The 25,820-nt window shown below is 39.6% G+C and carries 18 protein-coding genes and 1 tRNA gene; 10 read left to right on the top strand and 9 right to left on the bottom strand.

From position 1 onward, the window contains the following. Positions 1-50: 50 nt before the first annotated feature. From msrA to LKM37_07035, 3 genes are all read right to left on the bottom strand, one after another. A complete protein-coding gene (gene msrA / locus LKM37_07045; protein ID MCI1720746.1) occupies positions 51-554 on the bottom strand; it encodes a peptide-methionine (S)-S-oxide reductase MsrA in 504 nt (167 codons plus the stop codon). Positions 555-691: 137 nt separating this feature from the next. Next, the gene (locus LKM37_07040) at positions 692-3,040 is read right to left on the bottom strand and encodes a carboxypeptidase regulatory-like domain-containing protein (protein MCI1720745.1); all 2,349 of its coding nucleotides are present in this window, start codon (positions 3,038-3,040) and stop codon (positions 692-694) included. A gap of 54 nt (positions 3,041-3,094) precedes the next feature. Beyond that, positions 3,095-3,406 carry a hypothetical protein gene (locus LKM37_07035; protein ID MCI1720744.1) on the bottom strand — a complete coding sequence of 104 codons (312 nt, stop codon included), beginning with the start codon at positions 3,404-3,406 and terminating at the stop codon, positions 3,095-3,097. 305 nt (positions 3,407-3,711) lie between these two features. Between LKM37_07035 and LKM37_07030 the strand changes: the two genes are divergently transcribed. After that, on the top strand, positions 3,712-4,395 hold the full coding sequence (locus tag LKM37_07030) for a LytTR family transcriptional regulator DNA-binding domain-containing protein (protein MCI1720743.1): 684 nt from the start codon (positions 3,712-3,714) through the stop codon (positions 4,393-4,395). 216 nt (positions 4,396-4,611) lie between these two features. Here LKM37_07030 and LKM37_07025 read toward each other — a convergent pair. The 3 genes from LKM37_07025 to LKM37_07015 all read right to left on the bottom strand — a co-directional run bounded on the left by LKM37_07025 (position 4,612) and on the right by LKM37_07015 (position 7,732). Further along, positions 4,612-4,685, bottom strand: a tRNA-Ala gene (locus LKM37_07025). Positions 4,686-4,705: 20 nt separating this feature from the next. Then, positions 4,706-5,932 (bottom strand): sugar MFS transporter, encoded by a 1,227-nt coding sequence (locus LKM37_07020; protein MCI1720742.1) that lies wholly within the window; start codon positions 5,930-5,932, stop codon positions 4,706-4,708. A 93-nt stretch (positions 5,933-6,025) separates the two neighbouring features. Further along, complete coding sequence (locus LKM37_07015; GenBank protein MCI1720741.1) at positions 6,026-7,732, bottom strand: phospho-sugar mutase; 1,707 nt, start codon at positions 7,730-7,732, stop codon at positions 6,026-6,028. 182 nt (positions 7,733-7,914) lie between these two features. Between LKM37_07015 and LKM37_07010 the strand changes: the two genes are divergently transcribed. Then, on the top strand, positions 7,915-9,897 hold the full coding sequence (locus LKM37_07010) for an amidophosphoribosyltransferase (GenBank protein MCI1720740.1): 1,983 nt from the start codon (positions 7,915-7,917) through the stop codon (positions 9,895-9,897). Positions 9,898-9,926: 29 nt separating this feature from the next. Beyond that, on the top strand, positions 9,927-10,256 hold the full coding sequence (locus tag LKM37_07005) for an RNA-binding protein (protein MCI1720739.1): 330 nt from the start codon (positions 9,927-9,929) through the stop codon (positions 10,254-10,256). A gap of 94 nt (positions 10,257-10,350) precedes the next feature. On the opposite strand, the gene LKM37_07000 is transcribed toward LKM37_07005, so the two are convergent. After that, a complete protein-coding gene (locus tag LKM37_07000; GenBank protein ID MCI1720738.1) occupies positions 10,351-11,667 on the bottom strand; it encodes a tetratricopeptide repeat protein in 1,317 nt (438 codons plus the stop codon). A gap of 102 nt (positions 11,668-11,769) precedes the next feature. Beyond that, positions 11,770-14,268 carry a DNA gyrase subunit A gene (gene gyrA, locus LKM37_06995; GenBank protein MCI1720737.1) on the bottom strand — a complete coding sequence of 833 codons (2,499 nt, stop codon included), beginning with the start codon at positions 14,266-14,268 and terminating at the stop codon, positions 11,770-11,772. A gap of 289 nt (positions 14,269-14,557) precedes the next feature. Here gyrA and LKM37_06990 point away from each other — a divergent pair, with 289 nt between their 5' ends. Next, entirely contained in the window at positions 14,558-17,167 is a 2,610-nt protein-coding gene (locus tag LKM37_06990) for an ATP-dependent Clp protease ATP-binding subunit (GenBank protein MCI1720736.1), read from the top strand. 81 nt (positions 17,168-17,248) lie between these two features. Here the strand turns inward: LKM37_06990 and LKM37_06985 are convergent, their stop codons facing one another. Beyond that, positions 17,249-17,890: a rubrerythrin family protein gene (locus LKM37_06985; protein MCI1720735.1), complete on the bottom strand. Its 642-nt coding sequence runs from the start codon at positions 17,888-17,890 to the stop codon at positions 17,249-17,251. A 115-nt stretch (positions 17,891-18,005) separates the two neighbouring features. On the opposite strand from LKM37_06985, the gene LKM37_06980 reads away from it, so the two are divergent. The 6 genes from LKM37_06980 (at position 18,006) to LKM37_06955 (ending at position 25,518) form a co-directional block, all read left to right on the top strand. Further along, the gene (locus LKM37_06980; GenBank protein MCI1720734.1) at positions 18,006-19,949 is read left to right on the top strand and encodes an ATP-binding protein; all 1,944 of its coding nucleotides are present in this window, start codon (positions 18,006-18,008) and stop codon (positions 19,947-19,949) included. A gap of 42 nt (positions 19,950-19,991) precedes the next feature. After that, a complete protein-coding gene (locus LKM37_06975) occupies positions 19,992-21,344 on the top strand; it encodes a dipeptidase (GenBank protein MCI1720733.1) in 1,353 nt (450 codons plus the stop codon). Between the two features lie 38 nt (positions 21,345-21,382). Continuing rightward, on the top strand, positions 21,383-22,438 hold the full coding sequence (locus LKM37_06970) for a DUF4421 domain-containing protein (protein ID MCI1720732.1): 1,056 nt from the start codon (positions 21,383-21,385) through the stop codon (positions 22,436-22,438). 41 nt (positions 22,439-22,479) lie between these two features. After that, the gene (locus tag LKM37_06965; protein MCI1720731.1) at positions 22,480-23,661 is read left to right on the top strand and encodes an MFS transporter; all 1,182 of its coding nucleotides are present in this window, start codon (positions 22,480-22,482) and stop codon (positions 23,659-23,661) included. A gap of 306 nt (positions 23,662-23,967) precedes the next feature. Then, positions 23,968-24,996: an alpha/beta hydrolase gene (locus LKM37_06960; GenBank protein ID MCI1720730.1), complete on the top strand. Its 1,029-nt coding sequence runs from the start codon at positions 23,968-23,970 to the stop codon at positions 24,994-24,996. 18 nt (positions 24,997-25,014) lie between these two features. Continuing rightward, entirely contained in the window at positions 25,015-25,518 is a 504-nt protein-coding gene (locus tag LKM37_06955; GenBank protein ID MCI1720729.1) for an NAD(P)H-dependent oxidoreductase, read from the top strand. Positions 25,519-25,820: the final 302 nt, after the last annotated feature.

The following is a 25,820-nucleotide window of genomic DNA, read 5'->3' as shown; positions in this document are numbered from 1 at the left end:
TTACAAAAAAACATTCACAATTACACCTATGGCAGAGACATTCTAAAGCATTAATTCGCTTTTTTTGCAAAAATGAAAAGGTCCTGACTAAGATGGCAATAACCCGTTGGATTCTTATCCAGATAATCTTGATGATACTCCTCTGCGTTATAAAAGTTTTTAAGCGGCAGTACCTCAAGAGCAATTGGCTTAGTATAAAGTTTTGTCAAGGTCCCGACAGCTTCATCTATAATTTTTTTATCTTCTGCGTCTACATAATAAATACCTGTACGGTACTGAGTGCCAATATCATGTCCTTGCTTATTCAAACTTGTAGGATCTATTGCCTTAAAGAAAATATCAAGCAACTTGCTCAGCGGCAGCACGTTCTGGTCATATTCAACTTTAACAGTCTCAGCAAAACCGGTCTTATCCGTACACACTTCCTTATAAGACGGATTATCCGTATGCCCGTTTGCAAATCCAACCTCAGTATTCGCAACTCCGTTCACCATCTTAAGATAATGCTCTGTTCCCCAGAAACATCCGCCTGCCAAATATATTGTCTTTGTCATATAGTTTATTTTTGCAAAAGTAAAAAATTACGGCCATCTATAACCTGCTGACCATTAATAAATTCTGGATAGACCCTTCGCTAATGGAGAGTCTGTTTATTAGTTACTGATATACAGCATATTGCACAGAGAGATACCTAATGCACATTTCCATAAGTCCCGGCATCGTCATCGGAATTGTTTAATTTTCTGTTAATATTATATTTGGACCCCCTATGGAAATTCCATGAGAAAGTAAATCCAATGGTCCCTTCTTTGCTCTTCAAACGGGCATCAGTGTTGTGAATTATAGCACTCTGAGGTGTTGTTTTATTATAATAATTATCCTTGCCAAATGGAAAATAATAAGCAATACCAAAATCAAAATTTTTGTAAGTATAGTCTAGTGTAAAGTATGCAACTTTTTCTACACCAAGCACATATATATTTTCAAGATAATTACTCTTAAACTTTTGATAATAACTAAAAGTAAAAGATTTAAATGTGTAGTTTATAGATAAACACATTGGAAAATACCACTTATTGTATGCTTTAGCTGTTTGATTAGGTTTAAATGAATGGTAAATGCTTTTGATGGAATAAGTAATATTCAATGATTCTAGTGGATGCAGAGAGAAATCTCCTTCAACTCCAAATTCGTTGTCTAGCACCGCATTTTCAGGGCGCATAACAATGACTGGTTTGTTATTTATGCTGTCAATAAGGAAGTTGCTGAAAATACTTCGTTTAGCCTTGTTAACAAATACATTCATACCAAGATTAAAGTATGTGTTTTCATAATCCGCAATAAATGACAAATAATTCTCTTTGGCGCTTCTTAATTTTGTATTCCCCGTACTAACCATGTTGCTCATCAGATAAATTGTATTATTGGATATTTGTGAAGATGAGGGATTTATAGGTTTTGAGGCGTATTTTAACCTGATTTGAAGAGATTGACTTATTTTGCGGCCGATTAGGATTGTAGGGGAAAAGATATTTTGGCGTTCTTTGTTGCTGTCATTTTTGTTCCAAATGAAATTGTCATTAAGACTTATTCTGTAATTAAACCCGTATACTGCTCCTTTGATCTCAGCAAATAATGAATGGGTCTGATTGATATACTGCGTTTTATTATCATTTTTTATAGAGTTACTTACATTGTAGTCCATCCATGCCACATTTGCCTTATACCCAATTGAATAACTTAAATTAGCATTTCCATTATGCTCGCAAATTACCTCGCCAATAATTGATTTTTTTTCATTGTGCAAGTTCAGGCTATCATTAAAGACAGTCATGCTTGATTCCCCTGATATGATTTTTTGAATATTGTGGTAAAGGGTACCAACCAAGTTAGCGGACAAAACAGTTTTTCTGTTAATATTTTTTGAATAATAAATATCTGCTTTGGGAGACATGCTATATATATGGCTGTTTCTAAATCCGTTAAAACTTTCCATAGTACTACTTACAGATGTGCTAATATTTCTTTTATCATCATAGTTATCTGTAGCATAACTAAGATTAATTTTTACTTGAAAGACATGAGAATTTTTTATTGAATTTGTATAGCCGGCATATACCGCATTTTGCGTTCCCCAGTTTTTTTCCTCCTGAAAAAGAGTGTACATGTATTTGTCTGATTTTAAATCATAGCTATAACAATCTTGATATGAGTCTTGTATGCCGCTCAAGACTCTATTTAAGTGAAAATTGTATCCCAATGTAAACTGACTATGGCCATGGATATATGAGAAATACGGGGTAAACTCGGAGAAAAAGCCAGTTACATTTAAGTAAATATTGCCTGATATACCAGAATCTAAATTGCTGGTTGTTATGTTAATAACCCTTTTTGAATCTGTATATTTTGCTGGCGGAACATCGTAATAATCAGCCTTGATTATTTTTTGTGGAGGAATAATCAATAAGTCCTGATCACTCGCCTTAACGCCGTTAATCAGTATCAGTACATTCTTCCCATCTACCGATGAAAGCGTATTTGAAATTTTATTCACAATTAAAAAAGGGACATTTAGCATTAAATCTCTTGCCGTTTTTGATTTGCTTATTTGCGCTGGAGAGAACAAAATACTTAAATGGTCTATTTTTGAGTTATATCTATTTGCCTGTACAATAAGTGTTTTTAAAAGAATATTATCGTCTTCCAGAATTTTTGTCGTCAAATTCAGAGTATCTGAAGACCTATCTTTTACTTCTAAAGTTACGCTGGACGTTTTATAGCCAAGACTTGAATATTTCAATTCCCATTGTCCTATGGGAACGTTAAATGTAAATGCCCCCGTATTGTCTGATACTGTGTGTCCAATAATCTTAGTTGTATCAGTAAGTTTTGACAGATACACTACAACGTCTGTAATAGGCACATTGTTTTTATCTGCAACTATTTGCTTAACAATACGCTGAGCAAAGACTGACTGAGGTGCAATTGTAATCAACAACAAAAGGGAGTTAAATAACAACTTAAATATGCTATTATTCATCACCGTGTGTTTTTAATAACCTTGCAGAACTACGCCATTTGCTAATAATTTAAACTATATCCTTGGCTTTTGAATAATACGAATAACCAAGGAAATTGCATAAACTACAATACCGTAGATTACGGGGATAAGAGACACCTTAATGCCGCCGGCCATAACACCAGCGGGCGGCATTGCGGCAACTTGGATAGCCGCACATAACTGAAAGGCCCCTAACATACTGTACACAACGCCAACCAACATGGCCAAAATTCCAAACTCTTTTACCCAAGCCGGAGCCTTCCATGCAGAAAGGCAAATTGCTACGAATAAAATAGTTATTATTGACATTCCTACTGGTCCACCAGCATAAAATAATTGAAACATAGTTGTAATTTTAGGTTAATAATTAATTATTATACAAGTATTTATTCTTTTGGAAAGAAAGCATTTCATATTTTTCAAGTACAAAAATATGTGCAAATAGGAAAAATGATATTTTTAAAACCCGCTATCTATGTGTCAAATCCACCTATCTCTCCTTTTGGAGCCACGACAGCTGTTTATTTATAAATAAATTTGCCATTTTTGTAAGAGCGAACCTAAAGATAATGTCAATTCATCAGCACATAAAACAAAGTATTCCGCAACAAGTGAATGTAATAGTTATAAAATAATGTAACAAGCATAATATGAATAAATTACAATATCACATATTATATTGGGGAGTAGCTATGCTCTTGCTTAGTTTAATGTTGATAAGTGCCCACTACAAATTCTCCGAAGCTATCTTTATTTCTTGCTCAATGCTTCCGGGTGTACTTTTGGCACAATACCTTAAAAAAGATATTTCCTTTAAAAATAAAAAAGAGGGAATTAAAAATTCAATAATACTTACCATCACAGTCTTTATTGTAATATATCTAGGCATATTTTCCGCTCAATGGTATCTCCGCAATATGCAACAACCTGATGCGATTCTATTAAACCCTGTATTTATTTTATTGACTGCTGCGGCATTCATTATTCTTAATAATTATTTAGAAATAAAGATATTCCCTATATCATCACGGGAAACATACCAAAGTGATAAAACATTTGATTTTATTTCAGATAGAAAGAAAATAACGATAAAAATAAATGATATAACCTATATTGAATCAAATGATGATGAGGTTTGGGTACACACAATTGGAGATACATCATACAGAACTAAAATGAAAATTTCCAGGTGGAGTGAAGTTATGGATAAGCAATTTGAAAGGATACATCGCTCATATTTGGTTAACACCAATCATATAACAGAAAGAACGGCAACATACGTCATAGTAGATGGGAAAAAACTGGAAATTTCAAGGAAATATAGGCAGATGTAAATTACGGCCATCTATAACCTGCTGACCATTAATAAATTCCGGATAGACCCTTCGCTAATGAAGAGTCTGTTTATTAATTGCTTATATACAGCATATTGCAAAGCTAGGTAACTTTCAACCCGCGCCACGTGGCGCGGTGCCTCTCCGTGGCGAAGCCACGTAAAAGCAGGTGTCAACTCCACACAAAAGGCAGGCCTTAAAAGCCTGCCTTTTGTGTGGAGTTGACGGGAATCGAACCCGCGACCTCAGCGTTGCGAACGCTGCGCTCTAGCCAACTGAGCTACAACCCCTTAAGTACATCAAATACTCTTTAAACATCTTTTCTATCCAGCATTGTCCTATTGGAGACAATTGGTTTTGCCCAAAATCCAATGGAGGTCATGTAAAAAATGAATGCAAAGATAAGAAACATTCCTATCCTTAAACTTCCGGTCCAGTCAGATAAAAGCCCTACTAAAAGCGGACCTACGGCGCCGCCTACAATAGCAGAACAAAGAATTCCGGCAAATGAGCCATGATGTTCCGCTGCGGAATTAAGTGCTAATGAGAATATTATGGAATACATCATTGATATGCTGAATCCAATTGCGGGGAAGCAGAAAAGTGCTGTCTGTCGGGAGCCAAACAATGCAATAGCCAAAAGTGTAGCAGCTAAATAACCGCTGCAGCGCAAAAGTTTTTTGCTGTCAAACAGTTTTAATAATACAAGTCCAAGCACGCAGCCCACCAGCATAGAGCCCCAGAAATAGGCAACCGTATGTGCTCCAAGTACCTGAGGATTAACACCGTGATACTTCTCCAAAAATGTGCTCATATAGATAGAAGTTCCTTGCTCGGTACTTACGTAGCAAAAAATACCTAGCGCGAACAGCCATACATATCTCTTCCTAAACAGCTCAAAATAAGAGGATTTGCTTCCGCTTTTTTCATCTTCATTAAGCTCAATTTTGGGAAACTTGCACACAAGGACAGCGCAAAGCATTACAACCAATATTATTGCAAACAGGTAATACAGAGAGACCCACGGCAATTCCGGAGGTGCAATTGACATTGGATTTTTTACATAATACGTGTATACAAGCGGACTGATAAAAGATGCGCAGCTGAAAACCAGCTGGCCCAGTTCACCAACAAAGGCATAGTTTTCCTCTCCTCCAACGGTTCTTTGCAGCGGATTCAGAACTGTCTGAAGCATAGCCATTCCCAGCCCTATTATAAAACAAGAGCAAAGAAGAATAGGATAAGTATGCAAAAAAGCAAACAGCAAAGAACCAATGAACGGCATTAAAAAACCGACGAATAAAACACGCTTCTCCCCCCACTTTTCAATCATCAACCCTGCGGGTATTGACATAACTGCATAGGCTACAAAAAATGAGGTTGGAATGAAACCTGCAAGAGCAAGATTCTTAAGGGAAAAATTATTGATGATATCCGGAATAAGCGGCCCTAATATGTTGGTTATAAATGAAATAACAAACCAAAAGGACATTATAAGAGCCAGCTGCCAGACTCTCTTTGAAAAAATTTTTCCCATTAATCAAATTATTAATGCAGGAACTTGCCCGCATGAAATCATTTACACAATATTTATTTCTGCAAAAATTCTTTATCAAGCAAAGCCTTCTTTTTAGCAGCCTCTTCCGCTCTCTTTGCAGCGAGTCTCAAAATAAAATTTAATCTTTGGCTCAGTACCGGAAGGTCTTAAAGAGACCATGGTTCCATCCTTTGCAATATATTGAAGCACATTGGATTTAGCCAGCTTAACCTCAGGCGCGTAATTGTTTCCCTTATCAAAATCTTTATAAACAACTATAGGAGAACCTGCCAATTTCTTTGGAGGATTGCTTCTGAATTTCTCCATTATTCCGGCAATTTTTTTTGCTCCCTCTATACCTTTGAAAGTGTATTGGCGCAGCCAGTTATCATACTGTCCAAACTCCTTATAGATTAGTTGAAGCAATCCCCACATTGTCATCTTATTGTCTGCGCACCATGCAGCGCATTCACATATAATTGAGCAAGTTATAGGCGCATCCTTATCTCTTACAAACTCACCCAGGCTAAAGCCAAAACTCTCCTCTCCGCCGCAAACAAATATTCCCTTCCCCTCATTATGCTTTACAACCTCCGCAATGTTTTTGAAACCTGTAAGAACATTATAACACTTAACTCCAAATTTTTCCGCAATGTCTGAAATCAAATTTGTAGTCACGATAGTTTTTATTGTGTAAGGGAATTTTTTGCTTCTCTTTAGTTTTCCCGTCTCGCTCCAGCGTCTTAGTACATAATAAGTTAGAATGGCATTAGTCTGATTTCCGTTAAGCAGCACAATTTCTCCTTTGTCATTTCTTATTCCCATCCCTACTCTGTCCGCATCCGGATCAGAAGCCAAAACCAAATCTGCTTTTATCTTATTTGCAAGATCAACAGCCATCTTCATAGCTGAAGGATTCTCGGGATTTGGAGATTCTACCGTAGGAAAATTGCCATCATTAATTGCCTGAGCCTTAACGACATTAACATTTGCAAAGCCCATCTCCTTTAAAGCGCGCGGAATAATTTTGATGCCTGTTCCATGCAGAGGTGTGTACACAACTTTCATGTTCTTGTGATGCTTTACAGCAAGAGGAGAGAGATGAAGAGTGGACAAATCCTTTAAATAAGCTTTGTCAATTTCCGCACCAATCATTTTGATGCTTCCTTTACAACTCTTTTCGGCTGAGCATTTTGCAGAAGTTTTCTTACCTCCCCATTTAACCTGTGAAAGATTTTTTATTTTGTTCACTTCCTTTATAATGCCTGTATCATGAGGAGCAATTACCTGAGCGCCATCATCCCAATAGGCTTTGTAACCGTTGTACTCCTTTGGATTATGAGATGCGGTAACCATCACGCCACCCTGGCAATGCAGGTGACGAATAGTGTAGCTCAGCTCCGGAGTAGGACGCAAATCTCTGAACAGGAATACTTTAAAGCCGTTAGCGGCAAATATATCCGCTACAAGCCGTGAATATTCTTTACTGTGATTTCTGCAGTCAAATGAAATTGCAACTTTTATCTGCTTAAGCGGATTTTTTGAATCCGGTCCAAAGGCCTTAATCAAATAATTTGCAAAGCCTTGCGTTGCCATCCCCACGGTGTATTTATTCATTCTGTTTGTACCGGCACCCATAATTCCTCTAAGTCCGCCGGTCCCGAATTCCAAAGTTTTATAAAATGCATCTTCCAGAACCTTTGGGTCCCCGTCAATCATTTTTTTAACTTCCGCTTTTGTTGCGGCATCGTAACCCTCTCCGAGCCACTGCTTTGCCGTTGTCAAAATTTTGCTATCCATAATGTTATATTTATTTTTTATTCAAATAAAAAAAGATTAACCGCTTTGCTAAAAACATTTAAACAATTCAAACGGCTAATTGTTGATTTCTATATATTAATAGTCCTCAAATTTATGAATTTTTAGGTACATTTGCACACGTTCAGAAGCCATCAGTTAACCTTCATCCAAAACATTTTAACATGAGCGAGCAAATTAAACACGAGTGCGGTATTGTTCTTATCCGCCTACTTAAACCATTATCTTACTACAAGAAAAAATATGGGACATATTCGTACGGTCTTAATAAACTGTACCTTATGATGGAAAAACAGCACAACCGCGGCCAGGAAGGAGCCGGACTTGCATGCATTAAAATTAATGCCGAACCTGGCAATGAATACATATTCAGAGAGCGCGCGCTTGGCAATACTGCAATTGCGGAATGCTTTGATAATGTGCATAAAGCAATTGATGAGGCAAAGAAGAGCACATTGGAAACGGAAGATCTTCCATACCTTGGAGAAGTTTATATAGGTCACCTAAGATACAGTACCACAGGGAGAAGCGGTATGTCTTACGTTCATCCGTTTTTAAGAAGGAACAACTGGCGCACCCGCAATCTTTGTCTTGCCGGGAACTTCAACCTGACAAATGAAGAGGAATTATTTGACATGGTCATAGGACAAGGCCAGCATCCGCGCAGCGACGCAGATACATTTTTAATTCTGGAACAGATGGGCTGTCTGCTTGACGAGCATCATAATGATTTGTACAAAAAGTTTAAGGCTCAAGGTTTTAGAGGCGCGGAGCTAAATCAGAAAATTGAAGAAAGCATAGATATGGAGGGAGTAATTGCGGAGGCTTCTAAAACATGGGACGGAGGATTTTGCATTGTAGGCGCAACCGGCAGCGGAGAAAGTTTTGTATTCAAAGACAGATGGGGAATTAGACCTTGCTATTATTATAGTGATAATGAGGTTGTTGTAGCAGCATCAGAGCGTGCCGCCATACAAACCGCAATGGATGTAAAATTTGAAGATATCAAAGAACTTACTGCAGGTGAGGCAATTACTATTCATCGCGACGGGCGCATGAATATCAGCTGCATTGTAAAGCCCAGCAATCCAAAGCCTTGCTCATTTGAGAGAATTTATTTTTCCCGCGGTTCAGATGCTGAAATCTACAGGGAGAGAAAAATGCTTGGCAAACTTTTGGCTCCGCAAATTCTTTCAGCCTCTGCCGGCGGTTTTGACCATACTGTTTTCTCCTTTATTCCAAATACCGCAGAAGTTGCGTATTATGGTATGATTGAGGGACTTAATGACAAACTTAATGAAGCAAAATTCCTGGCCATAGAAGAGATTCAAAACAAATCTGTCGGGAGCAAAGAGAATAAAAATAAAGAACTTCTTAACAAAGAAAATGAGGCTATCAAAGAGATTCTTGCGCGCAAGGTAAGGACGGAAAAGCTTGCTATTAAGGATATTAAGATGAGAACCTTTATTGCGGAAGGAAGCACAAGAAATGATTTGGCCGCTCACGTTTATGATATAACTTACAATAGCATTATTCCTAAAAAGGATACAATTGCAGTAATAGATGACAGCATAGTAAGAGGCACAACGCTAAAGCAGAGTATTATAAAGATACTCAGCAGGTTAGATCCAAAGGAGATAATAATAATATCCTCTTCTCCGCAAATCAGATACCCTGATTGCTATGGAATTGACATGAGCAGAATGGGAGAATTTATCGCTTTTAATGCGGCGGTTTCATTAATCAAAGAGAGAGGAATGGAAAAATTGCTAAGTGAAGTTTACAGAAAATGCAAGGCGGCTGATAACAAACCGCTCTCAGAATTTATAAGTTCAAGTACTACTTCCAGCAAAGATTCATCTGCGGCAAAGCCTCATATTCAGAACTTTGTAAAGGAGATATATGCTCCATTCACAGAGGAGGAAATTTCTGCAAAGATTGCAGAGCTTGTTACTCCCGACGGTTTAAAATGCAATGTAAAAGTTGTGTATCAAAGCATTGAGAATTTGCATAAAGCATGTCCTAAAAATAGCGGCGATTGGTACTTCAGCGGAAACTATCCAACCCCCGGAGGTACAAGGACGGCAATACGTGCGTACATAAATTATTATGAAGGAAACCCCTATAAACGCGGTTATAGTAGATAATTTGCAAATTCAGTTAAAAATTGTTAGATTTGTTACAACAAAACAAAACAACTTTTACAATGAACATTTTTGTATCTAGCCTAAGTTTTAAAGCAAGAAGAGAAGACTTAGAGCAGTTATTCGCTCCCTACGGGGAAGTTTCTTCAGCTAGGATTATTATTAACAGGGACACTCACAGATCTAGAGGATATGGATTTGTTGAGATGCCGGATGATGCTGCAGCTGAAAAAGCAATTGCAGCTCTTAACGGTTCCGAACATATGGGAAGAACCATTAATGTTGCAGTAGCAACGTCCAAGGCTAATCACCCTCAGGAATCAGCTCCGCAAAACCCTGCAGGTGAGAACCCTCAGCAGTAGCAATACCGCGGAGAGCAAAGTTCTTTAATTAACCTAAAACAAAAAAAACGCATCGGAATCCGATGCGTTTTTTTTGTATGTTTTAATCTAAACTTTACTTGGAAGCTTCATCCAAGAACTTATTATATTTATCATATCCGGCCTTGTAAGTTTCATTCTTATCACGGAAACGGAAATAGATATTCTTTAGATATTCAGCGCAATATTTCTGAACTTCTTTATCCTTTGCAATAGAGAATGCTTTCTCAAAAGGAACGATAGCTTTCTCAAGGCACTGGTTAAGTTGCTCATTCAAAGCATTGTACTTAGCATCATCAGTCTCCATTGCAGCTTTCTCCTGCAACTCAAGACCCATTGAATAATAAGCATCACCCTCAGCAAATGGAGCGTAAACGTAAGTAGGATCTACCTGCAAAGCTTTCTGATAGCAAGCAATTGCCTGGTCATACTTTTTCAAAGTCTTATAAATATTCCCTTCTGTGTAAATCAAAGAGGCATTTGTAGGCTCATTTTTCTGTGCAGTATGAATGTACTCAAGAATCTTATTAGGATCATCCTTTGTGCTTAGGTAAGTGTTAATCAGCTCAATTAGAATGCTCTGGCTGGTAGGATATTTTGCAAAGCCCAATGCAAGAACTTCCTTTGCCTTTGCAGTATCTCTCTTCTGTTTGTAAGCGGAAGATAGGTATGCGTAAGCCTCGCCGTTTGAATCATAATTCATTTCCATGCACTTGTGCAGCAATGAAATAGCTCTGTCATCATCCTTAGACATAGAAGCTGTAACACCGGCATTGTACAATGCCATTGTATCAACCATTCCTACAGAAGGATCAGAAGTAGCCTCAAATGATTTCTCAAAACATACGGAAGCTGTCTTATTGTCTCCAACTCTGGAAGCGCTAATTGCTGATTGCCAATATCTTTGGCCAAGTGTCTTAAAGGCGGCGGTCAAATCGCTCTTGGAAGCCTTAAGCTCCTCCCCTTTCTTAAATGCATTATATGCGCAACTTAGTGCGTCTTCATCAGTCAGCGTAGGCTGCTTGATAACCCATGCGGCAAGTTTGCCGGATGCATCATAATAAAGGTCTTTGTCAGCGTAACTGTCAACGGTATAAACCTGTCCGTTAACTTCTTTCTTTTGTGAACCTGTTACGGTTTGGTCTTTTAGCAAAAGTTTAACCTGCATCTGAGGTGCATCAATCCAAAGTCCGTTGATTGGAGCATCATAGCATGCAGCGTATGCATTTCCCAATTTCATCCAGGTGTCAGCCCTATCAGCTTTTTTAGGATTTTGAGAAGTTTCCTTAGCTTTTGCAAGTCCTTTTAAAGCAGACTCGGCTTCTTTTGACTGTGCGTTAACTTGCGCAACGCAAAGCAGCACAAGAGCCAATGAGATAAATAACTTTTTCATTATAAATAAATTAAAATTTGTAATTCTATAAATCTTTTAAAAATTCAGGTTTCAAAAATTTAGGCAAATCTACTACTTTTTATTAATAATACTCCCGACAGACTAATTTTCCTCCCCTTCTGCGCCATTTCCACTCTCTCCGTCCTTGGCACTCTGTTCCGCCTCTTCATCAGCAGGAGCTTTTTCATCACTTTTTGGAACAATGCAAACTGCTGCAATACTGTCCTTTGCCCTAATATTAATAAGTTTAACTCCCTGAGTAGCACGTCCGGCAACTCTAATGTCAGATGCCGCAACTCTGATGGTAATGCCTGATTTATTAATAATCATCAGGTCATTTTCATCACTTACCACCTTAAGAGCAATAAGTTTGCCAGTCTTTTCAGTAATGTTAATTGTCTTTACGCCTTTGCCTCCTCTGTGGGTAATTCTGTAGTCATCCAAATCACTTCTCTTGCCATATCCGTTCTCGCTGACAACCAGAATTGTCTCATTATTATTCTTAACAGATTCGGGGTCAACAGCAATAAGCCCAATGACCTCATTACCTTCCTCTATATTAATGCCTCTTACTCCGGTGCCGGTTCTTCCAATAGCTCTCACTCCGCTCTCCTCAAATCTTACGCACTTGCCCTCTTTTGCCGCAACCATAATTTGGCTGCTGCCGTTAGTAAGAATTGCATCCAGAAGTTCATCTCCCTCCCTGATATTCACCGCATTAACTCCTGTAGTTCTTGGGTGTGAATACTCCTCCAGCATTGTCTTCTTTACAACACCGTTCTTTGTTCCAAGAACAACGTAATTATTCTTAATGTAATCAGCATCTTCCAATGTCTTCACATTAATGTATGCGCGAACGCTATCTCCATTCTCTATGCTAAGTACATTCTGAATAGCTCTTCCCTTATTGGTCTTGTTTCCTTCAGGAATGTTGTAAACCTTTAGCCAGAAGCATCTTCCGTTCTTTGTGAAGAACAGCATCGTACTGTGCATATTGGCAACATAGATGTGCTCAATGAAATCCTCATCCCTGGTAGAACTTCCTTTTGAGCCTATGCCGCCTCTGTTCTGAAGCTTGTAGTCTGCAAGCGGCGTTCTCTTAATATAGCCAAGATGAGATATCGTAATTACCACATCCTCATCGGCATAGAAGTCTTCCGGATTAAATTCGCCCTCCATCGGGACTATATCTGTACGTCTTGCATCTCCAAAACGTTTCTTCAAATCCAGCAGTTCATCTTTAATTATGCCCATCTGCAAATTGATGTCTGCAAGGATATCTTTTAATCTCTTGATAGTAGCTTCCAGCTCTTTTCTCTCATCCTCCAGCTTACCTCTCTCCAGTCCGGTCAGCTGTCTCAATCTCATCTCAACAATTGCAGATGCCTGGATATCTGATAATTTGAACTTCTCTATCAATCTGGCCTTAGCTTCATCAACTGTCTTAGATGAACGGATAATATTTATAACTTCATCAATATTATCCAGCGCAATTAGCAAACCAACAACAATATGGTCTCTATCCTCGGCCTTCTTAAGTTCAAATTTTGAGCGCCTTACAACAACATCATGTCTGTGGCGGACAAAGTATTTAATAAGCTGCTTTAAATTCAGAAGTCTTGGACGCCCGTCTGCAAGAGCAACATTATTAACAGGGAAACTGCTCTGCAACTCGGTCATTTTGAACAAGTTGTTCAAAACAACGCTGGACATGGCGCCAACTTTCAGCTTCACGACAAGCCTCATTCCAGTCTTGCGGTCGCTCTCATCATTGACATAAACTATATCATCTATCTTCTTCTCCTCCACAAGATTAGCAATCTGCTGAAGAAGTTCCGCCTTATTGACCAGGTAAGGAATCTCTTTTATCACGATAGTTTCTCTTCCGCTCTTCTCATTGATTTCCACCTCTGTCTTGCCGCGTAGAATAACTCTTCCTCTGCCGGTCTCATAAGCCTCCTTAATTCCTTGAAGGCCAAGGATTGTACCTCCTGTCGGGAAATCCGGTCCTTTAATATATTGCATCAGCTCATCTGTGGTGATATCATTGTTATCTATGTATGCAATGATACCGTCGCAAACTTCATTAAGATTGTGAGGCGGCATATTGGTTGCCATTCCAACAGCAATTCCGCTTGCTCCGTTAAGCAGCAAAAGCGGCGCCTTTGCAGGCAATACCAGCGGCTCCTGAAACTCGCCGTCAAAATTTGGAATAAAATCTACGGTGTTCTTATCCAGGTCTTTAAGAATTTCTTCTCCCATTGGAGTAAGCTTGGCCTCCGTATAACGCTGAGCCGCAGGAGGATCTCCTCCGACGGAACCAAAGTTTCCTTGTCCGAAGACAAGCATATATCTCATGCTCCAGCTCTGAGCTAATCTTACCATTGCATCATAAACGCTGGCATCTCCATGAGGATGGTATTTACCTAGTACATCTCCGACAATACGTGCAGATTTCTTAGTCTGACCGCCGGCAGTAATGCCAAGTTCGCCCATATCAAATAAGATTCTGCGGTGAACCGGCTTAAGACCGTCTCTAACATCGGGTAGCGCTCTGGCAACAATAACGGACATAGAGTAATCTATGTACGCCGTTTTCATCTGATCCTCAATGTTAATTTTCTGAATTTTCCCCTGCTCCCGGCTATCCAGATTCTCGTTCTCCTGGTTCTCCCCTTCTCCCTGGGCTCCAGTGTTTTTCTGATCCTTGTTCTCGTCCATTCTTTTACTATTTTTTATAGGCCTCCTTGGGCCCGTTTTAGAAGTTTCAAAATTACTCATTTTTTTGCAAAAAAAGAAGCTCCGGAAGGGCCAAATTCGGGACAAGTTATCAACATTTAAACCGTAGTCCGCTCTTTATTCTTAACTTAGCGGAAATTTACATATACCCATGCATATAGAGATACCTGACAATCTAAACGCCATCATTGCTTATGCAAAAGAGGAAGCAATGCGTTTGGGCAGTTATGTACTTACTACTGACCACCTTATACTTGGCATGATACGCCACGGGGACAACAGCGCTTTAAGAAGATTATCTGAGCTTGGAGTCAAAATTCCAGAACTAAAAGAGACCATAGAAAATGTAATAAGAAGGGATCAGCCTATTCCTCCCGACAGCGATGCCAACATAGCTCTCTCCGCAGCAAGCAGCAATGCTCTTAAAGTTATGTTTTTAGAGGCAAGAAGCTTGCATGCGCCGGAACCTGATGCACTGCATCTTTTGCTTGCCATCATGCGCGGACAAGAGAGTGCGGCAATAGACTATCTTCAGACTAAAGGAATTGACTACGATATTGTAAAATCCAAATACTTAGGTCCTTCCGACCAGCATCAAAACAACGGATTTTTTGATGCCATACCCGGTGATAATTTTGACGCAAAGAGCTTTATTGACAATGTGGCGAACAGCGCGGCTGATGCAGTGGGAAATTTATTTAATATGCTTAACAAACAAGAAGGAAATGATCCTGATAATGAGGATAATATGAATAACGGACAGGGAGAAAACGGAGGCGGGAAAAAACCTGTCGGGAATAAAAATGGTTCATCCGGAACCCCTGTGCTTGACAGCTTTGGCTACAATTTGACAAAAGCTGCGGCAGAGGGAAAGCTTGACCCTGTCGTAGGGCGTGAAAAAGAGATTGAGAGAGTTGCCCAAATTCTGGGGAGGAGAAAGAAGAATAATCCTATCCTGATTGGCGAGCCCGGAGTTGGCAAAAGTGCTATTGCAGAGGGACTTGCATTAAGAATTGCAAATAAGGAGGTTTCTTTTTCTCTGCTGGATAAAAAGATTTTTTCACTTGATATAGGGAGCATTGTTGCCGGGACAAAATACCGCGGTCAATTTGAGGAGAGGATGAAGTCTATTCTTAATGAGATTAGAAAAACTGACAATATTATTCTCTTCATTGATGAAATGCACACGCTGGTTGGAGCGGGCGGCGCAGCAGGTTCACTTGATGCTGCCAATATGCTTAAGCCGGCCCTGGCAAGAGGTGAGATTCAATGCATTGGAGCAACTACGCTGGATGAGTTCAGAGAAGTCATAGAGAAAGACGGAGCGTTGGAAAGAAGATTTCAGAAGGTAATGATTGAACCGACGGATTTTAAGCAAACTCTTAATATTCTGGAGCATATAAAAGTACGCTATGAGGAGCACCACAACGTGGTGTATACTGAGGATGCTCTTAAAAGCTGTATATCTTTAAGTCAGAGATACATATCAGACAGATTCCTGCCTGATAAAGCCATTGATATATTGGATGAGGCTGGGAGCCGCGCCCATATTAAAAATCTAAAAGTGCCAAAGAATGTGGCAGATATGGAAGATGCTATATCCGTAATAGAGAAGGAAAAGACGGAAGCAGTTACGGCACAGGACTTTAAGAAGGCCGCACTATATCGCGACATGCTTAAGGAGAAGGCAGATGATTTGAAAAAAGCAAAGGAAAAATGGTGCGCAAAGCAAGATAAAAAGCCGGCTGTTGTGGATAAGGGTGATATAGAGGCTGTTTTGAGCATGACCACCAAGATTCCCATCCAGCGTCTTGCGCAGAGCGAGAGCATGCGTCTTGCAAGCATGAGCAAAGTTCTTAAAGAGAGCATTATTGGACAAGATGATGCTGTTGAGAAAGTTACACGTGCAATTCAAAGAAACAGAGCGGGACTTAAAGACCCAAATAAACCTATCGGGACCTTTATATTCTTAGGCCCTACCGGAGTTGGCAAGACTCAGCTGGCAAAAGTGCTGGCTCGCTACCTGTTTGATACAGAGGATGCTCTGATAAGAGTGGATATGAGCGAATTTATGGAGAAATTCTCCGTAAGCCGTTTAATTGGAGCGCCTCCGGGATATGTAGGATACAATGAGGGGGGAGAACTTTCTGAGAAAGTGCGCCGCAAACCGTACAGCGTTGTGCTGCTGGATGAAATAGAGAAAGCGCATCCCGATATTTTCAATTTGCTGTTGCAGGTTTTGGATGAAGGAAGGCTTACAGACAGTAACGGAAGAAGCATAGACTTTAAGAATACGATTCTCATAATGACCTCAAACATAGGGAGCAAGGAGCTTAAGGATTTTGGAGCGGGAGTTGGATATGCAACGGCCACCAAGAGAGATGTTGCCGGTAAAAACAGAGAGATTATTGATAAGGCTATAAAGAAAACTTTCTCGCCTGAATTTCTTAACAGGCTGGATGAGCAGATTCTTTTCAACCCTCTGACAAAGGCTGATTTAGAGAAGATTATAGATATAGAGCTTAAAGGAGTTTATGCACGCGTAGAGGAGATTGGGTATAAGCTTAAAATTTCTCCTGCTGCAAAGAAATTTGTGGCTGGCGCAGGATATGATCCTCAATATGGAGCGCGCCCTCTAAAGAGAGCTATTCAGAAATTGATAGAAGACCCTGTTTCAGAGGCCATTATCTCCATGCAAATAAAAATAGGCGGAACAATTGAGCTTGTGCTTGACAAGAACAATGTTGTTGTAAAAAAGTAATATCACTAGCAAGAGTTACTTAAAACACTCATAATAAACTGCGTGTAATTTTGTTATACGCAGTTTGTTTTATTTTGGTAATTACTTTATTACAAGAAATTTTGAAGAGGGTTCTCCGCAGATTTCGCACTCTTTTGGAGGTCTGGAAGTGTACACTCCGCCGCATGTCGGACATAAATAGTAAACAGATGCAAGTTTCTCCGGATGAGATATTTGCGCAAGAGCTTGCGCATAAAGTTTTGCATGAGTTTCTTCTGCGCTCCTTGCATATCTGAAACTGTTTACAGCTTTCTCCGCACTGCAAACCATTGCATCATATTTAAATTTTGGGTACATCTTGGATGACTCATATTTTTCAGCCGCAATAACTTCCTTTAGATTGGCTGCAGTCTTTTTAACAGTGTATTTCTGGACCTTTGGTTTGTACGCCGGAGCGCCCAAATCCGCAAGGGCCTTTCTATGGTTCTCCAAATGAATGCCTTCCGCGCGCGACGTTGCTCTAAACAAAGCTGCAATAGAAGAGAGTTTCTCCTTATCAGCCTGCTTAGCATAATCTGCATATTTAACGCTGGCTGTCAGCTCCCCATTCATTGCCTCATGCAAATCTGCAATACATTTCTGCTCCTCTTTTGTAAATTTTTTACTCTGCGCATTAGCAGCAGATGAAAAGCTAAAAACTAAAAGTACGGACAAGGCCGCTGATATTAAGACATTTCTGTTCATAGTAATTTTTTTTTTGCGACAAAAATACTATCGCGATACAAGGTGCAATTTATAACTTTTCTTTGTAGTTTTGTATAGTAAACCTAAACTTGACATAATTACACGATTTATTTTTATGACAGGCATTAAAAAAATTGCAGTGCTGGTGCTTTTGTGCTTAACTTCTTACCCTTTATCTTTTGCACAAACAAATGAGAAACAGCGGTTTGAGAAGTGGCCTCCCTATATGGCAAAGATGAGGGAGGAGTGCATTAAGCGCTCAACAGAATGCAACCTTTATGATGTCAATACGTACTTTGCAGCAGCCAGAAAGAGCAAGGTAAAAGACTGCATATCATGGGGATACTACTTTAAAATTTATTATTTTACCACACTTTCTCCGCAAATAGATTCTGCAGAACATGCACTTTCCATAATGGAGCGGGAGAAAATGAATGAAACTGATATTATTGGTGCTAAGTTCAACATAATAAGCTATTACCAATTTGTTGGCAATCCTGTCAAAGCAGTTGCGCTATGCCGCTCAATTTTAAACACCTCCAAAGATAAACCGGTTATAGTTGAGGCAAACTATAATATTCTATTGCTTTATTACTCTCTTGGAATGTACAAACAAGCTGCCGTCAAGGCTATTGAACTGTGCGATTTTTGCAAACAAATCACTAAAAAGGAGAGCTATCACTATAATCTTGCCAACATTTACTCATGCGCCGCAGAATATCTTGTATGCGACGGCAAGTTTAAAGAGGCGCTGCCCTATCTGAAAAAATGTGATTCCACTCTAGCTCATGACGGAATGTATTCGCCAGCTGTCGGGAATAATGATATGCGCTTTGCCACAATAACGTGGTGCAAATACTACTTGGGTATCAACGACTTAACAAATGCAAAACTGCAAATTGAAAAATTAAAGAGCTACAAATCTGCACCTCTTTTGGCATATTCTTATCAAATGGAAGCAGAGTACTATTTTAAACTTAAAGAATATTCCAAGGCAAATGAGGCCAGGAACAAAATGGCAAAAGCGTTTAATGACATAGGGCAGAGTTCTGAGGATGTGAGGAATACATTAATGGGCGCTAAAATATCCATGGGATTGGGAGACTATAAAACAGCGTGCGCCTTTTATGAAAAGAGTATTTCAAAAAATGACTCCCTGCAACGCCAGGCAGATGAATTTAAGACTAGCGAATATGCGGTAAAACTAAACCTAAATAAAGCTGAAATTGAAAAGAGCGAACTTGGAGCAAAGGCGGAACACTATAGATTTCAGATGCTTACGCTAATAACTATTTTTATCCTTATTGTATTTGCGGCTGCAATAATTTTTATTATTTACTTGCGAAGGATGAACAGGAAGCTGCATCAATCTAATGTTGAGCTGCAAAAAGCGTACAGGCATGTGGATAAATTAAACAGCATTAAGAATGATTTCATTCACAATATATCTCATGAAGTTAGAACTCCTCTTAACAGCATTGTCGGATTTTCTCAAATGATTGAGCCTAATAATGAGGAGCAAAAACAGTATGCGGACATTATAAAAGAGAACAGTTCACGTCTTCTTCACATAGTAGATAATATGCTGAATGTCTCAGATTTGGAGAGTTGCTCTATAGAAGAATCTCCGGTGAAGATTAATGATTGCTGCCTTTCAGCTATTAAAAATGCTTCCGGAAATATTTCAAAAAATGTAGAGATGATTTATAAGCCCAGAGACAGAGAATTGAGTATCAACAGCAACAATGAACGCATCACACAAGTTATTACACATTTGCTGGAGAATGCTGCAAAATTCACAAAGAGCGGCAATATTACATTAGGCTATGACACAGAGGCTTCCCGCCTGCACGTTTATGTCAAAGATACAGGACCCGGAATTCCGGCAGATAAAACCGAGTGGGTGTTTGAGCGCTTTACAAAGATTAACACTTTTGTATGGGGTAATGGTCTTGGGCTCTCAATTTGCAAAACAATTGTTGAGAAATTAGGTGGCAAAATATCTATAGATTCCTCATATAAAGAGGGTTGTAAAATTGATATATTTTTGCCCAAGTAGAAAATCAAAACCCAAAACATAACAGGAATAAAAAATTTTAATATGGAAATTAAAGAATACATAAACGCAAATAAAGAACGCTTTCTTAATGAGCTGTTCTCATTACTTAGAATACCATCCGTGAGCCCTGTAAAAGAGCATCATGAGGATATGTTAAAGTGTGCCCAAAGGTGGACGGAGCTTCTGCTTTCTTCCGGAGCGGACAAAGCGGAGATTATGCCAACTGCCGGAAATCCAATTGTTTACGCAGAGAAAAAATTAGATTCCTCACTGCCTACCGTTCTGGTTTACGCTCATTATGATGTCATGCCTGCGGAGCCGCTGGAGCTGTGGAAGACAAAACCGTTTGAGCCGGAGATTAAAGATGGCAGAATTTGGGGCAGAGGCGCTGATGATGATAAAGGCCAGTCAATGATGCAAGTAAAGGGATTTGAGATAGCTCTTAAAGAAGGATTGCTGCATTGCAATGTGAAATTTATTTTTGAAGGAGAAGAAGAAATTGGCTCTCCAAACCTGGAGCAATTTTGCAAAACGCATAAAGATTTGCTGAAAGCTGATATCATTCTTGTATCAGATACCACAATGGTTGGAGCAGACACTCCTTCTCTCACGACGGGTCTTAGAGGCCTGGCTTACTGGAATGTAGAGGTTACAGGGCCGAACAGAGATTTGCACTCGGGACATTTTGGAGGCGCTGTTGCAAACCCTATTAATGAACTTTGCAAACTAATGGCGGGGATGATTGATGCAAACGGGAGAATAACAATTCCGGGGTTTTATGATGATGTCCAGGACCTTTCAGCCGAGGAGAGAAAAATGATTGCGCAAATTCCATTTGATGAGAAAAAATATAAAGCCGCAATTGGAGTTGATGAACTGTCGGGAGAAAAAGGGTATTCTACATTAGAGCGCAACAGCTGCCGCCCATCTTTTGACATCTGCGGAATATGGGGAGGGTATACAGGCGAGGGCAGCAAAACTGTCTTGCCTTCAAAGGCTTACGCAAAAGTTTCCACACGCCTGGTTGCACATCAGAACCCGGAAAAAATTTCCAAAATGTTCGCAGATTATCTTACAAGCATAGCACCTAAAACCGTCAAGGTCAAAGTTACTCCTTCACATGGAGGCAACGGCTACTTGTGCCCTATTGATTTGCCCGCTTACAAAGTTGCGGAAAAAGCCATGGGCATTGCATTTGGAAAGAAGCCTCTTGCAGCTCGCCGCGGAGGGAGCATCCCTATCATCTCCACATTTGAGCAAGTGCTGGGTGCAAAAACAATTCTAATGGGCTTTGGATTAGAGCAAAATGCAATCCACTCACCTAATGAGAGTTGCATGCTTGATTTCTTCTTCAAGGGAATAGAGACCGTTGCGGAATTTTATCGCAACTACTAAAACCAGAAGACCCATTCTCCAATTAAGCATAGACTGAAATGAAAAAGTTTACACTGTTTTTAACAATCATTAGTTTGGCAAGCTTGCCATGCAAGGCGCAAACAAAAAAAGAAAAAACTTTTGTGGGCAGACAAATTGAATGGGCTAAGGACTACCTGGATAAAAGTTGTATTGAAGGATGCGACACAGCCTATGTAGGTCTTCCAAAGAATGGCTTTTTTGGAAGTTTATCAGCAAACTTTGCCGGAATCAATACTAAAGTGACTGGCAGGGGACTTCTTAATTTTGGAGATATGGACATTAAAATGAATTCACTCCTCCAAGGACAGGCTACGGTGAAACTTGGCTATCGCGGACTTTTGCTTAGTTATACAAAGGATTTACATAAAGCATACAACTCTGACATTTCATTCTCGTATTTTGATAGAGCATGGGGCGCTGAATTCAGAAATCATTCTACTAATGCCATGCACGGCACAGTAGAATTGCCAGTATTAGATGAGCCAATCAAGGTAGCAAAGGGTAACATAAATGTCAAAACAACTTTTTTGGATTTTTATGTAATACTTAATTCCCGCAAGTTCTCTTTTTCAGCGACTAAATCTCCTACTGTTATCCAGAAACACAGCGCAGGCTCATTATTAATTGTGGGCAGTTACATGCATTCAAAGCTCCAGAATGTATCACCCAGCTTTGTCGACAATCTTGATGATGTAACTGAAATTTACGTGGTTCAGGCTGCCGTAGGATTTGGCTACGGATATAATTATTCCATCAAAGGAGGAAAAATTCTGCTCCATTTATCTGCTATGCCAACAGTTATTATCCACAATAATAATTTAGTAGGATGGGATTATACAACTAAAGACGAGAATGGTGAAGAAGACACAATTCATATCCTGGAAAAAGTAAATTCAAAACATGACATTTCTTTTGCGAGTATTTTTAGATGTTCTGTTAATTATAATATCAACGACCGCTTTGTTGTACGTGCAGACGGCAAAGTAAATAATTTACGTTTCCATTCTAATTCCGGCTTAAAAATTACAACGGCAGACTGGTATTGCTCAGTGATGTTTGGTGTCAGATTTTAACGAATTCATCGGGTAAGAATCTATATTCGGGCAGCATAAAAATGGAAAAACTATGGAATAGGAATTATATCAAGGTGATGATAGCCAACTTCTCGCTATTCTTTGCTTTCTATATCTTAACTCCCCTATTGCCATTGTATATGAGCGAGCGCTTTGGGACATCAAAGAGCATGATAGGGATTGTACTGTCGGGATATACCGTAGCAGCACTTATAATACGTCCTTTTAGCGGATACGTCGTTGACAGTTTTTCTCGCAAAAAAGTGCTGATGATTTGCATGTCTGTCTTCTTTGTTTTTTTCTTTGGGTATTTGGCAGCCGGGACTCTTTTAATGTTCGCGATAGTTCGTACCCTGCACGGTGCTCCTTTTGGCGCTGTTACTGTTGCAAACAGCACAGTCGCCATTGATGTGCTGCCGGCAAGCAGGAGGAATGAGGGCATTGGTTATTACGGACTCAGCAATAACGTAGCCATGGCAATCGCCCCATCTATAGGCGTTTACATCTATAAGTTCACAAACAACTTCACGGTTTTGTTTTGGATTGCTCTGATTGTGGCGGGACTAGGAGTATTGGCAGATACTTCTGTCAAACTGCCTGTAAAAGAGATTGTTAAGAATAAATCCAAGCTGTCGCTGGACCGTTTCTTTCTCACAAAAGCCTGGATGTTAGCCATCAACATAGCATTCTTTGGTTTGTGCTGGGGTGTGCTAAGCAATTTTCTCGCTCTTTATAGCAAGGAGGAACTTGGAATAACAACGGGTACCGGCACTTATTTTATGCTCCTTTCAATTGGGCTTTTTGCATCAAGGTTGCAGGGCGCTAAAGCATTGAGGGAAGGCAGATTAACACAGAATGCCGCAATGGGCATGGTCATATCGCTGGTTGGCTACACGCTCTTTGTTGCGGCGCCAAATGAAATTGGCTATTATCTCTCTGCCATTTTGATTGGCCTGGGCAACGGACACATGTATCCTGCTTTCTTAAATATGTTTATCAGCATAGCCAATCATAATGAACGTGGCACTGCTAATTCCTCCATACTCATCTCTTGGGATAGCGGATTTGGCATAGGAGTATTGCTTGGAGGCATAATCTCCCAATATTTTGGTTTCATTGCAACGTTCTGGGTTGTAGCATTTTTCAATGCCATCGGTGTGCTAATGTTCTTCACATTGACCCGCCGGTTCTTTACCCGGCGGATGAGTTCTCATAGCCTATAAAAAACTCATATCGTTTATTTCCAGATATTTACAAGGCCGCGTTTGCCATTTTAACTGGTAACGTAGCATTGTATTCATTTAATTATCAAGCACATAACATTTTTATAGGCTATGAATCCGTAAAAATGGTAAAACAATCAGTAATTCATTTACTTTTTAGAATGAGGACCGGAATATCTTTGCATAAATAAAACGTGCAACGCACGTTAATATTTAATTATCATGAAAACAATTAAATTACTCACAGCGGCAATGAGCCTAATGCTTTTATTCTCATTAAGTTCTGCAGCCCAAACCACAAACAGCATGAAAGGAAGTTCTATACAACCTCAGCAACTGCAGCTTACGCAGGAATGGGACAAAACGTTCCCTCAGTCAAATAAAGTGAATCACCGCAAAGTTACATTTGTCAACCGCTACGGAATTACCTTGGCAGCAGACCTTTATGAGCCAAAGAGCTATAAAGGCAAACTTGCGGCTATTGCGGTAAGCGGACCTTTTGGTGCAGTTAAGGAACAGTGCAGCGGCCTGTACGCGCAAACAATGGCAGAAAGAGGATTTCTCACAATTGCCTTTGATCCCTCATTTACAGGAGAAAGCGGAGGCCAGCCAAGAAGAATTGCATCTCCTGATATCAACACGGAAGACTTTCAGGCAGCGGTAGATTTTCTCTCTGTTCAGCCCAATGTAAATCCCGACAGAATTGGAATTATTGGTATTTGCGGCTGGGGTGGAATGGCACTGAATGCCGCAGCAATTGATACAAGAATCAAAGCAACTGTAACTTCCACCATGTACAACATGAGCCGCATAGGAGCCAACGGATATTTTGACGCAAACAACAACCCTGATGCACGAAACAAAATGCGTGAACAGCTTAATGCTCAGCGCACTAAAGAATATGCGCAGGGATATTACGAGCAAGGCGGCGGAGTTATTGACCCTCTCCCTGCAGATGCTCCGCAATTTGTAAAAGATTATTATGATTACTATAAAACACCGCGCGGATATCACAAACGCTCAGGGAATTCCAATGACGGTTGGACAGTTACAGGTACTATGTCATTTATTAATCAGCCAATCCTGGCCTACACCAAAGAAATTCGCTCAGCCATTCTTATGATACACGGAGAGAAAGCTCACTCACGCTATATGAGTGAAGACGCCTATCGTGATATGACATCTTACACAAACTATCGTGATAACAAAGAATTGCTCATTATTCCAGGAGCCTCACATACAGACCTTTATGACGGCGGTGGAAAAAATTTGATTCCGTTTGACAAAATTGAGCAGTTCTTCAATAAGTATCTTTGCAAATCAAATAACAAATAATACTCTATTATATTTAAAATGAAAAAATTAGTAATATATTATTCCTATACTGGAAACACAAAATCAGTAGCAAAAAAGATAGCTGCAGCGCTTAAAGCAGACTTAGAAGAGCTGATAATGGCAGAGCCATATTCAAAAGATTATCAGAAAGTTGTAGAAGACACTCAAGATGAAGTTAAACGCGGTTATAAACCATTTTTAAAGTCAATGCAGCATCAAGTAAAAGATTATGATTGCATTATCATTGGCACGCCAACATTCTGGTATAAAATGGCGCCGGCAGTTCTGACTTTTCTATCAGAAAATAATTTTTCCGATAAAACAGTTATACCATTTATGACTGACGCAGGATGGGCCGGAACAGTTATAAAAGACATGACAAAGGTTGCACAGAAAAACGGCGCCGTTGTCAAAAATGCCAAGGAAATCAAATTCAATACAAATAATGACGGCATCACGACAGCTATGGAAACGCCTGAAAAAGAGCTTGAAATTTGGATTGAATCTTGTAAAAATCTGTAAAAGTGAATCTATAAGACAAGCGGCAGTTTGCCGCTTAGCTGTTTAAATAAGCCGCATATTTTGCGGCTTATTTTGAAATTTTAGCCGCAAATAGCTTGTTTTATAAATTTTTTTATCCAATAATGTAAAAACTCCGACGCATTATGTGGATGGCATTGTAGAAATGATGCTTGATGCCACAGTTAATTACCGCCACCCCCTATCTGAAAAAAGACTTTTCTCATGGCACGGAGCATTATTTCCTACAGGCAGAAGTGGACTTGCAGAAATCTATAAGAATTGCTTAGCAGTCTGTTAACAGG

The organism is Bacteroidales bacterium (assembly GCA_022647615.1).
Classification (GTDB): domain Bacteria; phylum Bacteroidota; class Bacteroidia; order Bacteroidales; family UBA932; genus Egerieousia.
The sequence above is the reverse complement of the archived record's forward strand: the minus strand, read 5'-3'. Positions and strand labels throughout refer to the sequence as shown.